Here is a 13,459-nt window from a genome sequence, read left to right as displayed (position 1 = left end):
CGCTGGATACTCTGAACGAGTCAAGAGTTCCCCAGCGACAAGGATGGCTGATGCCTACTCGTACAGCACGGACAGCATGGAACGGTTCACTCGAGGAAGGCTCGGGACAGGTCGAGCTCTCCAGCTCGAAGGTCGGCACGTACGACGTGTCGTTCCCCAAGCGTGCGGCGGACGACGCGGGCGGCACCACCAGCCCCGAGGAGCTCATCGCCGCAGCGCATTCGTCCTGTTACGCCATGCAGCTCTCGGCCGTCATCGCCGAGGCCGGTGGCACTCCGCAGAGCCTCGACGTCACCGCCGAGGTGTCGCTCGGACCGGACGAGGTCGGCTTCAAGCTGACCGGCATCACGATCACGGTGCGCGGTGAGGTCGACGGTCTGGACGCCGACGGCTTCGCGAAGGCAGCGCAGAACGCCAAGGAGACCTGCCCGGTGAGCAAGGCTCTGACGGGCGTCGAGATCACGCTCGACGCCGCTCTCGAGAGCTAACGCAACAGCTCGAACGTCCCCTGGACGACGGCGAACGCGTAGGCGTTGTCCAGGGGGCCGATCGCCTCGTCGGACTGCAGTTGGGTGGCCACCACCCAGTCCTGTCCCCGAGCGTCGGTCAAGAGCCAGGACCCCGCCACGTCGCCCGCGGCGTTGCCGTTCTTGTAGCCCACGTACGGCCAGCGAGCGGGATCGACCTCGGCGCCGGGGTTCAGCGCAAGGACCTGGCGCACGACGTCGCTCTGCGGACCCGTGATCAACGCCGCGTACGCGCGGCAGATGTCGTTCGCGCTGCCGAACCACTCGACTCCGTCCGGCGTACCGGGCCTCGTCGCGATGCCCTGGTAGTCGAGGTCGGCGGTCACCGGATCGACGGGTTCGCTGTCGATGGTGCGATTCTCGATACCGGCCAGGATGTCGCGGCGGGTCTGCGTGTCGGCGTCGCGCCACTGCGCCCGCAGGTCCGGCCGTCCCCACCCGAGCACGAAGAACTCGCGTGTCGTCGGAAAGGGCGTCAGCGCCGCAGGATTCGCGGCGCCCATGATGGTGACCTCGGACTCGACCGCGTCCCGTCCGATGCGATCCATCAGCAGATCGGTGGCCGTGTTGTCGCTGATCGCGATCATCGCGTCGGTCGCCTCGCGCACCGTCACCGGTGTGCCCTCGGGAGCGAACTGCAACTGTCCCGACGGGGCCGACTTGCGTGCGTCGGTCACGGTCAACTGCTCGTCCCACGACAGCGTCCCGTTGTCGACGGCCCGCGCGACCGCGCCGAGCACGTACAGCTTCGCGACAGAGGCGAGCGGCAGGGAGTCGTCCGCGTTCAGGCTGTGAACGGGAGTACAGGTGCCGTCGGTGACGCGGGAGGCGACGTAGGACGTGCGGGCACCGAGAGCGGTGAGCGCAGCGTCCGACGAGGCGAAGGAGTCGACGCCCTCGGTGTCGGGCAGAGCCTGGATCCCGGACAGTAGGCCGTCCTCGGTGGCGCGCAGTCGCAGCGTCACGGGCGCGTTCCGGCCGGTGCTCAGTCGCACGGTGGACTCGAGGCCGTCCTCGGTTCGTTCGCCCACGGTGAGTGGGCCACTCGCCAGGATCTGCGCGACGGGACCGAGCAGCCCGCCGACCTGAGCCAGTGCCTGCGCCAGCTCGGGCGCCGCGAAGGAGTCGATCGCGGCCGGGTCGAGCGTGGTGGGGTCCGGCGTCGTGATCCAACCGAGGACGGTGTCGGTGACCGCCGTGATCGGCGCGCCGGCGGCCGGGGCAGCGGTCGTGTCGGCGGGTTCCGTCGTGGATTCGTCGCCGCGCGCGGCTCCCGACTCGAGCAGCGGATCGACGCCTGCGGAGCATCCGGCGAGCGTGAGAGTCGCGGTGACGGCAGCGGCCAGAATGGCGTACCTGCGTGACGTGGGCATGTGTCGCCGACCTCGTTCCCGCTCGAACTGCTGTGGCTCGAACTGCCGTGAAGAACCGACCTTACCTACAGCCATGTCCGGGTTTACCGGTCGGCCGGTCCGTCTCGACGGGCCGGAACGTCCAGGACGACGTCGAACTCCAGCAACGAGGCACCCGAGGCGACCGGCTTCGCCCGCTCACCGGAATGGGCCTCGCGAGCCGGTCCACCCGACCAGGCCTGGAACGACTCCTCGTCCTCCCACTGCGTGACGACGAAGTAGCGGCTCTCGCCCTTGACCGGGCGGAGCAGCTGGAAACCGAGGAAACCGGGTGAGCCGTCGACCGATCCGGCGCGGGCGGCGAAGCGCTTCTCGAGTTCGGGGCCGGCGCCCTCGGGCACCTCGATGGCGTTGATCTTGACCACTGGCATGGACCCGAGGCTACCTGCGACGGTTACGGTCGAGCGATGCTGGACGACCACGGCGGCTCCGGAGTGCCCCTCGTGCTGCTGCACGGCCTGATGGGCGGCCCGGACACGTGGCGGCGGCAGGTGCCCTGGTTGCGGGAGCACGGCCACGTCCTCGCCGTCCGGGCGGCGGGACACGGGCGTGCTGCTCCGGCGACCCTCACCACCGAGGCGTTCGTCGACGAGCTGCGCGAGGCGCTGGCGCCGTTCGAGTCCGTGATCCTGATCGGTCACTCCATGGGCGCGCTCCACGCGTGGTGCCTCGCGGCGCGCGAACCGGATCGGGTGCGCGGGATCGTCGTCGAGGACATGGCTCCCGACTTCCGCGGTCGCACCTCCGACGGGTGGGCCGCCGTCATCCGTGCGTGGCCCCAGCCGTTCCCCGACGAGGCCGCGGTTCTGGCGTACTTCGGTGACGTCGCGGGGCAGTACTTCCTCGACTCCTTCGAGCGGACGCCGGACGGGCTGCACCTGCACGGAGACGTGGACACGTTCGCGGCGATCTCGGACGAATGGGGACGACGCGACTTCTGGGACGAGTGGCGAGCAGTGCGTGCTCCCGCGCTGCTGCTCGAGGCGGAGCACACGGTCACTCCAGCGGGTCAGATGGCGAGAATGGCTGCACTGCATCACGACTCGACGTACGAGGTGGTCGCCGGCGCCGGGCATCTGGTGCACGACGATCGGCCGGGGGAGTACCGGCGCGCTGTCGAGTCGTTCCTACGAGCCCTCCCCGGCGAGCGCGAAGGCGCCGGCGGACGTCTGCTCGACGAGCCCGTCGACCAGTAGCGAGTTCAGGGCACGGTCACGTTGGCCGGGATCGGTCGTCCACACCAGATCGAGCTCGGACTTCTCCACCGGACCCATCGTGGAGCGCAGTACGTCCATCAGTTTTCCGCGCACCTGCCGATCGGTTCCGGCGAACTTCTGCACCTTCCTCGGCGGTCCGTCGTGCGCCGGCCGACCGGCCTCGACCCACGCGCACGACGGGAGCGGGCAGTCCGCGCAGGCGGGATTGCGTGCGGTGCAGATGACGGCGCCGAGCTCCATCAGTGCCGCCGACAGAGTGGCCGCGGTGGCGACGTCCTCGGGCAGCAAGGCCTCGGTGTCTGCGAGATCTCGTGTGGTGCTGGGGTTTCCGGGCTCGGCGCGGCCGTGGACTGCACGGGCGACGACCCGCCGCACGTTGGTGTCGACGACGGGGACCCGCTGCCCGTAGGCGAAGCAGGCGACGGCGCGCGCGGTGTACGCCCCGACACCCGGCAGGGTCAGCAGCGTCTCGACATCCGACGGCGTCTCGTCGCCGTGGTGCTCGGCGAGGACGGCGGCGCAGTCGTGCAGGCGTGCGGCGCGACGGGGATAGCCGAGCTTGCCCCAGGCCCGCAGGACGTCGGCCCGCGACGACGCGGCCATGGCGGACGGCACCGGCCATCGCTGTACCCACTCGACCCAGATCGGAGCGACCCGCGCCACCGGAGTCTGCTGCAGCATCACCTCGCTCATCAGGATCTGCCACCCGCTGACACCGCTACGGCGCCAGGGCAGATCCCTGGCCTCGCGTCGGTACCACGAGACCAGAACCTCGCTGTCCATGTCTGTGATCCTTCCCGGAAGTCGGGGCCGCCACCGGCGGGTGACTCATGTTTCGGTAACAATGAGGCCATGCCTAATTCGAGTCCCCGCTCAGCATGGAACGCACTCGTCGAGGGTAATCGCCGTTTCGTCGACGGCCGCCCGGAGCATCCCAGCCAGGGGGTGGATCACCGCGCGTCGCTCGTCGACGGTCAACACCCCACCGCGATCGTCTTCGGGTGCTCCGATTCCCGGGTGGCAGCCGAGATCATCTTCGACCAGGGCCTTGGCGACATGTTCGTCGTCCGCACGGCCGGCCAGGTCGTCGACTCGGCCGTTCTGGGTTCCCTGGAGTTCGGCGCCGAGGTCCTCGAAGCGCCCCTCATCGTCATTCTTGGCCACGACAGCTGTGGCGCCGTCAAGGCGACCATCAACGCGCTGGACGAGGGCACCGTCCCCGGTGGCTTCATCCGCGACATCGTCGAGCGGGTCACGCCGTCCGTCCTCAACGCCCACCGGCTGGGGTACACGCGCGCCGACGACGTCGAGGCGCGCCACGTCCTCGAGACCGGAAAGCTGCTGATCGATCGGTCGTCGATCCTCGAGAAGCGCGTCGCCGCGGGAAAACTCGCCATCGTCGGCCTCACGTACAAGCTGGCCGAGGGCAAGGTGGAGTTCCAGGGCGCGCTGGGCGACATCGGACACGTCGAGATGGGGTCGACCGACCGCACCGATGCGAGTGATCTGCTCACCTCGTCGGCGACGGCGAGCGACACGCCGTAGTAGGTGCCGCTCGGTCACCGCGTCGGCACATACGGTTGACCTGTGCTCGAGCCGAACGGACCCTTGCCTCCCGAGATCTACTGGCGACGCCGCGCGCTCGCGATCGGTGGCGCAGTGGTGGTCATCGGACTCGTGGTGTGGCTGGTGGTGTCGCTCGCCGGTGGCGGGTCGCAGGATTCCGAGTCCACCGCGGCGTCCGCCTCGCTCGCACCGTCCGCTGCCACGACGTACCGCCCCGACGCGTCCGCGACCGGAGGCTCAGCTCCGGCAGGAGGTTCCGGTGGTGGCGGCGGAGGCGGAGACGCCGCGTCCTCGTCGTCGGCGACGTCCACGTCCGCCACGACGTCCTCTGCGCCCGTCGCTCCCGGTCAGTGCGCGGATCAGTCTCTCGCCGTGAAGGCCTCGCCCGATCAGCCGTCCTACCCCGCGGGGCAGGAGCCGGCGTTCACCGTCGTCGTCACCAACATCGGAACCTCGGCATGCGAGCGCGATCTGGGTTCGGGTCTGCAGCAGGTGCTGGTCTACACGCTGGAGGGTCAGCGACTCTGGTCGAACGTCGACTGCTTCCCCACCACGACTCCCGACATCCGCACGCTGCAGCCCGGTGAGCAGGCGCCGTTCGCCGTGAAGTGGTCCGCGACCACCTCCGAGCCCGGGTGCGCGGCGCCGCGGAACCCGGTGGGCCCCGGCGGATACAGCGTGGTCGGCCAGCTCGGCCAGCTGCGCAGCGCGCCGGAGACGTTCAACATCACGTAGCGCACGTCCGTTCCGCGTCAGCGAGGTCGGTTCCCGCGGCAGTTCCGCGTTCCGGCAGGTGCTGCAGTCGCAGCACGAACACGAAACCCCTCCGGGAAGACCGGCCGACTAATCGAACGGGAAGGCCGGGAGCCGGCCGATCAGTCGAACGGGAAGGCCGGAGGCCGGCCGATCAATCGAACGGGAAGGCCGGAGGCCGGCCGATCAATCGAACGGCCCCGAGATGCTGGCCTCGGCCATGCGGGACAGGCCTTCTCTGATGTGCCGGGCCCACAGCCCACCGATGCCCTCGACGGACTGCAGGTCGGCTGCGGTGGCGGCCAGCAGTGTCTGCAGGGTGCCGAAGTGCCCGACCAGTCGGTGGATCTGCGTGAACTGCAGCCGCGGAACGCGGGTGAGCAACCGGTACCCGCGGGGACTCATCGGTGCGTCGAGCGCCTCGATGGTGCCGGGATAGCCGAAGGCACGAGCGATCACCGTGAGGTCGAGCAGGTCGACGTCGGTGAGCCGGTCGAGTGCCGCGAGGGAGCGTTCGACGGCCGCGGTGGTGGGTGTGTCGGTGCCGGCGAGGTAGTCGCGGACGACGAGTTGGCGCGCGGAGTCGTTGTCGCCCACCAGCTCTTCGAGCTGCAGGGCGAGCTGGCGCCCGTCGATACCGAGCTCGAGAACGTTCTGTTCGATCTCGACGGACACGCGCCGGACCATCTCGAGGCGCTGCGCGACGGTGAGCGCATCGCGCAACGTCACCGAGTCCTCGATCTCCGTCACGGACAGTTGGCGGCTGACCTCGTCGAGGCGCGCCTTGTACCGCTCGAGGGTGGCCACGGCCTGGTTGGCGCGGGACAGGATGGTCGCGGAACCTTCGATGACGTGCCGGGTTCCGCCGACGTAGACGCTGAGAATGCTCATCGACTGGCTGACGGACACCACGGGGTAGCCGGTGTGGATCGCGGTGCGCTCGGCGGCCCGGTGGCGGGTACCGGACTCGACCGTGGGGATGGTGTGGTCGGGGACGAGCTGCACGTTGGCGCGGACGATGCGCGAACCGTCGGTGGACAACACGACGGCGCCGTCCATCTTGGACAGTTCGCGGAGCCGGGTGGGGGCGAACTCGACATCGAGATCGAAGCCGCCGTCGCAGATGCTCTCGACCTGTTCGTCGTACCCGAGGACGATCAGTCCGCCGGTGCGGCCACGCAGGATGCGCTCGAGACCGTCGCGCAACGTGGTGCCCGGGGCGAGGTCGGCGATGGCGTCACGCAGGGACGAGTGGGGTACCGGGAAGCCGAGGGAGATGTCCGGAGTCGTCACGGTGTCGGTCACTGGTCCCCCTCCCACGTCGTTCCCGGTTGCCGGTGGTGCAGAGTCAGGGTACCGGTACTCACCGCACCGGCGTTCCGTCCGCGGGTCGAGTGGTCTACTTCCGTCGTCGCTCGAAGGCTCCCTGCATCGCGCCGGCGACGTCGGAGACCCGGACGACCCGCATGCCCGGTGGATCTCCGGCCGTGTCGTCCTTCACGCCGCGACGCTGGTCGGACGGGACGATCGCGGAGGTGAACCCCAGCCGCGCGGCCTCGGCGAGGCGCCGGTCGACGCCGACCACGCGCCGGACCTCCCCGGCCAGCCCCACCTCGCCGAGCACCACCATTCCCGGGGGCAGGGCGGTGTCACGGGCCGCGGAGGCGACCGCGAGTGCCAACGCGAGATCGACGACGGGCTCGGTGGTCCGCATACCGCCGATGGTGGCGGCGTAGACCTCCCGGCTGCTGAGCTGCACGCCGCAGCGACGTTCGAGGACCGCGAGGATCATCGACACCCGGGCGGCGTCGAGACCACTGACGGCCCGGCGGGGCGTGGGCATGTGCGACGGCGCGACGAGCGCCTGGACCTCCGCGAGCAGGGCCCTCTTGCCGTCCATCGTGACGGTGACGGCGGTGCCAGGGACCGAGTCGGCGCGGTGGTGCAGGAACAGGCCGGACGGATCGCTGACGCCGTGAATGCCGCCCTCGCGCAGTTCGAAGCAGCCCACCTCGTCGGCGGCGCCGAAGCGGTTCTTGACGCCCCGGACCATGCGCAGGGTGGAGTGCTTGTCGCCCTCGAAGTGCAGGACGACGTCGACGAGGTGCTCGAGCGAGCGCGGCCCGGCGACCGCGCCGTCCTTCGTGACGTGGCCGACGAGGATGACGGCCGTGCCGCTGCCCTTGGCGAGGGACGTCAGCGCCGAGGTGATGGCACGGACCTGGGTGACGCCGCCGATGACGCCGTCCACGTCGGACGCCTGCATGGTCTGCACGGAGTCGACGACGACGAGGGTGGGCGCGACCTGGTCGACGTGGCCGAAGATGGTGGCCAGGTCGTTCTCCGCGGCGAGGAACACGCGCTCGTGCACGGCGCCCGTCCGGTCGGCGCGCAGACGCACCTGCCCCGCCGACTCCTCACCCGTGACGTAGAGCGCGATGTCCTGCGGGCTGCGCTCGGCCCACTGCTTGACCACCTCGAGCAGGAGGGTGGACTTGCCGACGCCCGGTTCACCCGCGAGCAGCACCACCGAGCCGGGCACGATGCCGCCGCCGAGCACTCGGTCGAGCTCGTCGACCCCGGTGGGACGGGCGATGGAGGACGTGCTGGAGACCTGTGTGAGCGGAAGTGCCGGCGACGTCGGGATCATCGACGCGCCGCCCGCCCGAACGGCGCTCGCACCCGCGCGGGACGACACGGAGGCGAGGAGGGTGACCTCGTCCATCGAGCCCCACGTCTCGCACTCGGGGCAGCGGCCGACCCACTTGGCCACGGTGTGCTGACAGGCCGAACAGCGATAACTGGTACGAGTCTTGGCCACTCGCGAAGACTAGAGGTGTCTACCGACAGGAATGCTCGGCCGACGGGGGACCGTCAGCCGTTGGCCTCTTCGTCGAGGCGCGGGGTGACGGGGCCCGGATCGACGGGCACGCTGACGGTGACGTCGCCGGCCTGCTGGAACGTGAAGGTGACCGGGACGGTGAGTCCGGGGCGCACGTTCTCGGAGAGGTCCTCCATCACGGCGGTGATGGACTGCGACCCCTCGGGGGCGGTGGGGTCCTGGTCCGCGGGCACTCCGGACGCGACGGACGCCTGCGCCGGGATCTCGATGGAGGTGCCACCGGTGGCACCGGTGACGACGACCTCGGCGGCACCCTCGGTCTCGATGCCGGTGATGCGGTCCGGTGTGGTCTCGCTGGTGTTGATCGCCGTGAAGATCAGCTCCGCGCGGCCACCGGGCTCGAGCACGAACTCGTCGGAGGAGGGGTAGGCGACGTGCACGTTGCGCAGGGAGACGGTGCCCTGGTCCGCGCCGTTACCGTTGACCGCGGCGACCTGCGTCGCCGTCTGGGAGATCTGCCCGGCGCTGCACGCGGAGAGGCTGATCACCGTGCCGAGAGCGAGCGCGACGCCGGTCGCGACTCGGGCCGGCCGGATCCGGGCGGTAGATGCGGTCACTGGTCGTCCTCCACTGGTCGTCATCGAGAGTTGTGCCGACGGGCGGCCACCACCACGCAGCGTAGTAGTTCGCCGTCCGGACGTGTGGATCGGGTGACGCCAGTCGGTGCCGGAGCGGGCCGAACAGCCTGCTCGATACATGTATCCCGCCCCCTGTCAAGAGCGTCCCCACCAGCCCTGTGCCCCTGACCTGCACCGTTGGAACGACCCCGGATCGGAGGCGTGTTAAACTGGCCATATCGAAAGGGGCACCGAACACATGATTTTCAAGGTCGGAGACACCGTCGTTTACCCGCACCACGGAGCGGCGCTGATCGAAAATATCGAGACACGCACCATCAAGGGCGAGGCCAAGGAATATCTCGTTCTCAAGGTAGCCCAGGGTGATCTCACCGTTCGAGTTCCTGCCGACAACGCCGAGTACGTGGGTGTCCGGGACGTCGTCGGCCAGGAGGGTCTGGACAAGGTGTTCCAGGTTCTCCGCGCGCCGCACACCGAGGAGCCCACCAACTGGTCGCGCCGGTACAAGGCCAACCTGGAGAAGCTCGCGTCGGGTGACGTGAACAAGGTGGCCGAGGTCGTGCGCGATCTGTGGCGTCGTGAGCAGGACCGCGGCCTGTCCGCTGGTGAGAAGCGCATGCTGGCGAAGGCACGTCAGATCCTGGTCGGCGAGCTCGCACTCGCCGAGGGAACCGACGAGGTCAGGGCGGACTCCATGCTGGACGAGGTTCTGGCCGCGGCGTCCTGACGCGCGTGTGACGGACGTCGTCGCGCTCGTTCCGGCAGCCGGATCGGGCGTACGCCTCGGGGAGAACATGCCCAAGGCGTTCGTGGAACTCGCGGGACGCACTCTGCTCGAGTGGGCGCTGGACGGCCTGTCGGCCTCCGGCGCCCTTTCTCGTGTCGTGGTGGTGGTCCCGAACATTCTGCAGGACACGACCTCTCGTCTGGTCGAGTCCTGCGTCCTGCCGGTCGACGTCGTCGTCGGCGGAGCCGAGCGCACCGATTCGGTGCGGGCCGGCCTGGCAGTGGCCGGTGCGGCGGACATCGTGCTCGTGCACGACGCCGCACGCTGCCTGACGCCGCCGAGCCTGATCACCCGCGTCGTCGAGGCGGTCGGCGCCGGTGCGTCGGCCGTGGTGCCGGTGCTGCCCGTCGTCGACACGATGAAGTCCGTCGATGCCGACGGTGTGGTCACCGGAACGGTCGACCGGGCCACGCTGCGCTCGGTGCAGACGCCGCAGGGATTCGACGGGGTGACCCTGAGGCGTGCCTACGATTCCTTTCCCGAGACGGCCACCGACGACGCCGGCCTGGTCGAACGTCTGGGAGTCGACGTGCACACGGTCGTAGGCGACGCCGAGGCCTTCAAGATCACCACCCCGATGGATCTGGTCCTGGCTCGCGCACTCGTCGCCCGCCGGACACAGTCGTGAGAGGGAGACCATGCGCGTAGGGATCGGTTCCGACGTCCACCCCGTCGAGGTGGGGCGTGAGTGCTGGATCGCCGGACTGTTGTTCGAGGACGCCGACGGCTGTGCCGGGCATTCCGACGGCGACGTCGCGGCGCACGCACTCTGCGACGCGCTGCTGTCCGCGGCCGGTCTGGGAGATCTGGGCTCGGTGTTCGGCACGGGTCGCCCCGAATGGGACGGCGTCAGCGGCGCCACCATGCTCATGCACGTGCGCGAACTGCTCGCGCAGCAGTCGATGCGCGTGGGCAACGCCGCGGTCCAGGTCATCGGCAATCGTCCGCGCGTCGGCCCACGTCGGGTGGAGGCGCAGACACTGCTCACGAACATCCTGGGGGCGCCCGTCTCCGTCTCGGCCACCACGACCGACGGGCTCGGCCTGACCGGCCGCGGCGAGGGTGTGGCCGCGATCGCCACCGCTCTCGTGCTGGAGAGTGCGGTCCCGGACGACGCTCGCGTGGTACAGGGCGAGTCGAATCCCCGGTAGGATCGGCCGTCGTGACCCTGCGCTTCTACGACACCGCGACCAGGGCCGTGCGTGAGTTCACTCCGCTGGCCCCCGGACACGCCTCGGTGTATCTGTGCGGGGCCACGGTCCAGGGACATCCCCACATCGGTCACGTGCGCAGCGGCGTCGCGTTCGACGTCCTTCGGCGGTGGCTGACGGCCGCCGGCTACGACGTCGCCTTCGTCCGCAACGTCACCGACATCGACGACAAGATCCTGAACAAGGCCGCCGACGCCGGCCGTCCGTGGTGGGAGTGGGCGGCGACGTACGAGCGCTCCTTCACCGCGGCCTACGACGCCCTCGGTGTGCTTCCCCCGTCGGCCGAACCGCGCGCCACGGGTCACATCACGCAGATGGTCGAGCTGATCGGTCGGTTGATCGACGCGGGTCACGCGTACGCGGCCGCCGGCGACGTCTACTTCGACGTGCGGAGCTGGGGCGAGTACGGCGCTCTGTCCGGGCACAGGCTCGACGACGTCCACCAGGGTGAGAGCGTCGGTGCGGGCAAGCGCGATCCACGCGACTTCACGCTGTGGAAGACGGCCAAGCCCGGCGAGCCGTCGTGGCCCACCCCGTGGGGACCCGGCCGGCCCGGGTGGCACATCGAGTGCTCCGCGATGGCGGAGACCTACCTCGGGTCCGCGTTCGACATCCATTGCGGTGGACTGGATCTGGTGTTCCCGCACCACGAGAACGAGCTGGCCCAGTCCCGCGCCGCGGGGGACGGTTTCGCGCAGTACTGGCTGCACAACGGCTGGGTCACCATGAGCGGCGAGAAGATGTCGAAGTCGCTCGGCAACGTCGTCTCCATCCCGACGATGCTCGAGACCGTGCGTCCGCAGGAACTGCGCTACTACCTCGGCAGCGCGCACTACCGGTCGATGCTCGAGTACTCCGCCGAGGCACTGCAGGAAGCGGCATCGGCGTACCGGAGCATCGAGGCGTTCGTGACGAAGACCGCGGAGCGCGCGGGCGAGGTGCCGATCGGTACCTGGACGCCCGCGTTCGCCGAGGCGCTCGACGACGATCTCTCGGTGCCCAAGGCGCTCGCCGAGATCCACGGACTCCGCCGCGAGGGCAACAGTGCGTTGGCCGCGGGGAAGCTGGACGAGGCCGTCGAGGCCGCGTCGTCCGTCCGCGCCATGACGTCGATCCTCGGCGTGGATCCCCTCGATCCGCACTGGGCGTCCGGCTCGGCCGACGCGTCGGCGGAACGGGCGGCGCTCGATCTGCTCATCGCGGACGACCTCGAGCTGCGCAGCGCCGCCAAGGCAGGCAAGGACTGGCCGACGGCCGACCGTATTCGTGACCGCCTCGCCCGCGCGGGCGTGGAGGTCACCGACACCCCGAACGGCCCGGAATGGTCGATCGCACAGCCGGAAGGCACGGAGAAGTAATGGCAGGCAATTCGAGTCGACGCGGAGCGGTGCGCAAGACCGGCACCAAGAAGGGCCAGACCGTCGGGTCCGGCGGCAAGCGCAGCAAGGGCCTCGAGGGCCGCGGAGCGACCCCGCCGGCGGCCGAGCGCACCAAGCACGCCCGGCGCGCCCGGCCGACCAGCCGGGACGCGTCCGGTTCGGGTCGCGGCCGTCCGCCGGTCCGCAAGACCGAGGACGGTCCGGAGAACGTGCTGGGCCGCAACCCGGTGCTGGAGTGCCTGCGCGCGGGAGTGCCGGCGACGGCGCTGTACGTCGCGTCGGGCACCGAGGCCGACGATCGGCTGAAGGAGAGCGTCCAGATCGCCGCGGACAAGGGCATCTCGATCCTGGAGGTCTCCCGCACCGATCTCGATCGGATGAGTGCCAACGGCATGCACCAGGGCATCGCGCTCCAGGTGCCGCCGTACCGGTACGCCCACCCCGACGATCTCCTCTCGCAGGCGCGCCAGCGTCAGGAGCCGCCGCTGCTGGTCGCTCTCGACAACATCACCGACCCCCGCAACCTCGGTGCCGTCGTCCGGTCGGTCGCAGCATTCGGTGGACACGGCGTGGTCATCCCGCAGCGACGCAGCGCGAGTGTCACGGCCGTCGCGTGGCGCACCAGTGCCGGCGCGGCAGCGCGTCTCCCCGTCGCCCGTGCGACCAATCTGACTCGGACGCTGAAGGATTGGGCCGACAAGGGTGTCATGGTCGTCGGTCTCGACGCCGACGGCGATACCTCGCTGGACGACTTCGACGGCACCGGGCCGATCGTGGTGGTCGTCGGGTCCGAGGGCAAGGGTCTGTCCCGCCTGGTCCGCGACAACTGTGACAGCATCCTGTCGATCCCCATGGCCGGTCCGGTGGAGTCGCTCAACGCGTCCGTCGCAGCGGGTGTCGTGCTCGCGGGCATCGCACGGCAGCGCCGGGGCTGAACCCGGCTCAGTGGACGCGGACCGACTCGATGAACGGGGCCGGCAGCTGAGCTCCAGTCTGGGTCGGATGGGGTGCGCACACCCATTGCCTGAACCGCACACCCTCTGCAGCTGGCAGTGAGGTGTGTGCGCTCACCGGAGAGGGTGTGCACACCCCCCCCGCAACGTGCCCGGCCGCAAGCTCGATCGGTG

The 13,459-nt window shown here is 69.9% G+C and carries 15 protein-coding genes; 9 read left to right on the top strand and 6 right to left on the bottom strand.

What is annotated here, in order from left to right; genetic code table 11:
* The first annotated feature begins 50 nt into the window (after positions 1–50).
* Positions 51–488: an OsmC family protein gene (locus QE397_RS17910; protein WP_027506457.1), complete on the top strand. Its 438-nt coding sequence runs from the start codon at positions 51–53 to the stop codon at positions 486–488.
* Here QE397_RS17910 and QE397_RS17905 read toward each other — a convergent pair.
* Positions 485–1,900, bottom strand: coding sequence for a serine hydrolase (locus QE397_RS17905; protein ID WP_307096470.1), 1,416 nt, complete (start codon positions 1,898–1,900; stop codon positions 485–487). The genes QE397_RS17910 and QE397_RS17905 overlap by 4 nt on opposite strands.
* Before the next feature lie 83 nt (positions 1,901–1,983).
* A complete protein-coding gene (locus tag QE397_RS17900) occupies positions 1,984–2,310 on the bottom strand; it encodes an antibiotic biosynthesis monooxygenase (protein WP_027506456.1) in 327 nt (108 codons plus the stop codon).
* Positions 2,311–2,346: 36 nt separating this feature from the next.
* Here QE397_RS17900 and QE397_RS17895 point away from each other — a divergent pair, with 36 nt between their 5' ends.
* Positions 2,347–3,135 (top strand): alpha/beta fold hydrolase, encoded by a 789-nt coding sequence (locus tag QE397_RS17895; RefSeq protein ID WP_307096468.1) that lies wholly within the window; start codon positions 2,347–2,349, stop codon positions 3,133–3,135.
* Here the strand turns inward: QE397_RS17895 and QE397_RS17890 are convergent.
* A complete protein-coding gene (locus QE397_RS17890; protein WP_037186305.1) occupies positions 3,067–3,939 on the bottom strand; it encodes an A/G-specific adenine glycosylase in 873 nt (290 codons plus the stop codon). The genes QE397_RS17895 and QE397_RS17890 overlap by 69 nt on opposite strands.
* Before the next feature lie 69 nt (positions 3,940–4,008).
* Here QE397_RS17890 and QE397_RS17885 point away from each other — a divergent pair, with 69 nt between their 5' ends.
* Both QE397_RS17885 and QE397_RS17880 read left to right on the top strand, forming a co-directional pair.
* Positions 4,009–4,701, top strand: a complete 693-nt coding sequence (locus QE397_RS17885; RefSeq protein WP_051613514.1) for a carbonic anhydrase — start codon at positions 4,009–4,011, stop codon at positions 4,699–4,701.
* 42 nt (positions 4,702–4,743) lie between these two features.
* A complete protein-coding gene (locus QE397_RS17880; protein WP_056443587.1) occupies positions 4,744–5,457 on the top strand; it encodes a hypothetical protein in 714 nt (237 codons plus the stop codon).
* 204 nt (positions 5,458–5,661) lie between these two features.
* Here the strand turns inward: QE397_RS17880 and disA are convergent, their stop codons facing one another.
* From disA to QE397_RS17865, 3 genes are all read right to left on the bottom strand, one after another.
* Complete coding sequence (disA, locus tag QE397_RS17875; RefSeq protein WP_027506453.1) at positions 5,662–6,753, bottom strand: DNA integrity scanning diadenylate cyclase DisA; 1,092 nt, start codon at positions 6,751–6,753, stop codon at positions 5,662–5,664.
* Positions 6,754–6,874: 121 nt separating this feature from the next.
* Entirely contained in the window at positions 6,875–8,296 is a 1,422-nt protein-coding gene (gene radA / locus QE397_RS17870) for a DNA repair protein RadA (RefSeq protein WP_307096463.1), read from the bottom strand.
* A gap of 53 nt (positions 8,297–8,349) precedes the next feature.
* On the bottom strand, positions 8,350–8,934 hold the full coding sequence (locus QE397_RS17865; protein WP_056443593.1) for a hypothetical protein: 585 nt from the start codon (positions 8,932–8,934) through the stop codon (positions 8,350–8,352).
* A gap of 259 nt (positions 8,935–9,193) precedes the next feature.
* On the opposite strand from QE397_RS17865, the gene QE397_RS17860 reads away from it, so the two are divergent.
* Genes QE397_RS17860 through rlmB form a run of 5 tightly spaced genes read left to right on the top strand, consistent with a single transcriptional unit; the run spans position 9,194 to position 13,267 of the window.
* Positions 9,194–9,682 carry a CarD family transcriptional regulator gene (locus tag QE397_RS17860; protein ID WP_027506450.1) on the top strand — a complete coding sequence of 163 codons (489 nt, stop codon included), beginning with the start codon at positions 9,194–9,196 and terminating at the stop codon, positions 9,680–9,682.
* A gap of 7 nt (positions 9,683–9,689) precedes the next feature.
* Complete coding sequence (ispD, locus tag QE397_RS17855; protein WP_307096460.1) at positions 9,690–10,370, top strand: 2-C-methyl-D-erythritol 4-phosphate cytidylyltransferase; 681 nt, start codon at positions 9,690–9,692, stop codon at positions 10,368–10,370.
* Positions 10,371–10,380: 10 nt separating this feature from the next.
* A complete protein-coding gene (gene ispF / locus QE397_RS17850) occupies positions 10,381–10,893 on the top strand; it encodes a 2-C-methyl-D-erythritol 2,4-cyclodiphosphate synthase (RefSeq protein WP_222638871.1) in 513 nt (170 codons plus the stop codon).
* An 11-nt stretch (positions 10,894–10,904) separates the two neighbouring features.
* The gene (gene cysS / locus QE397_RS17845) at positions 10,905–12,311 is read left to right on the top strand and encodes a cysteine--tRNA ligase (RefSeq protein ID WP_027506447.1); all 1,407 of its coding nucleotides are present in this window, start codon (positions 10,905–10,907) and stop codon (positions 12,309–12,311) included.
* On the top strand, positions 12,311–13,267 hold the full coding sequence (rlmB, locus tag QE397_RS17840; protein WP_027506446.1) for a 23S rRNA (guanosine(2251)-2'-O)-methyltransferase RlmB: 957 nt from the start codon (positions 12,311–12,313) through the stop codon (positions 13,265–13,267). Before cysS ends, rlmB begins: the two co-directional genes overlap by 1 nt.
* Positions 13,268–13,459: the final 192 nt, after the last annotated feature.

The organism is Rhodococcus sp. SORGH_AS_0301, from assembly GCF_030818285.1.
Taxonomy (GTDB): Bacteria; Actinomycetota; Actinomycetes; order Mycobacteriales; family Mycobacteriaceae; genus Rhodococcoides.
Note: the sequence above shows the minus strand (reverse complement) of the source record. Positions and strands in the feature narration are given on the sequence as shown.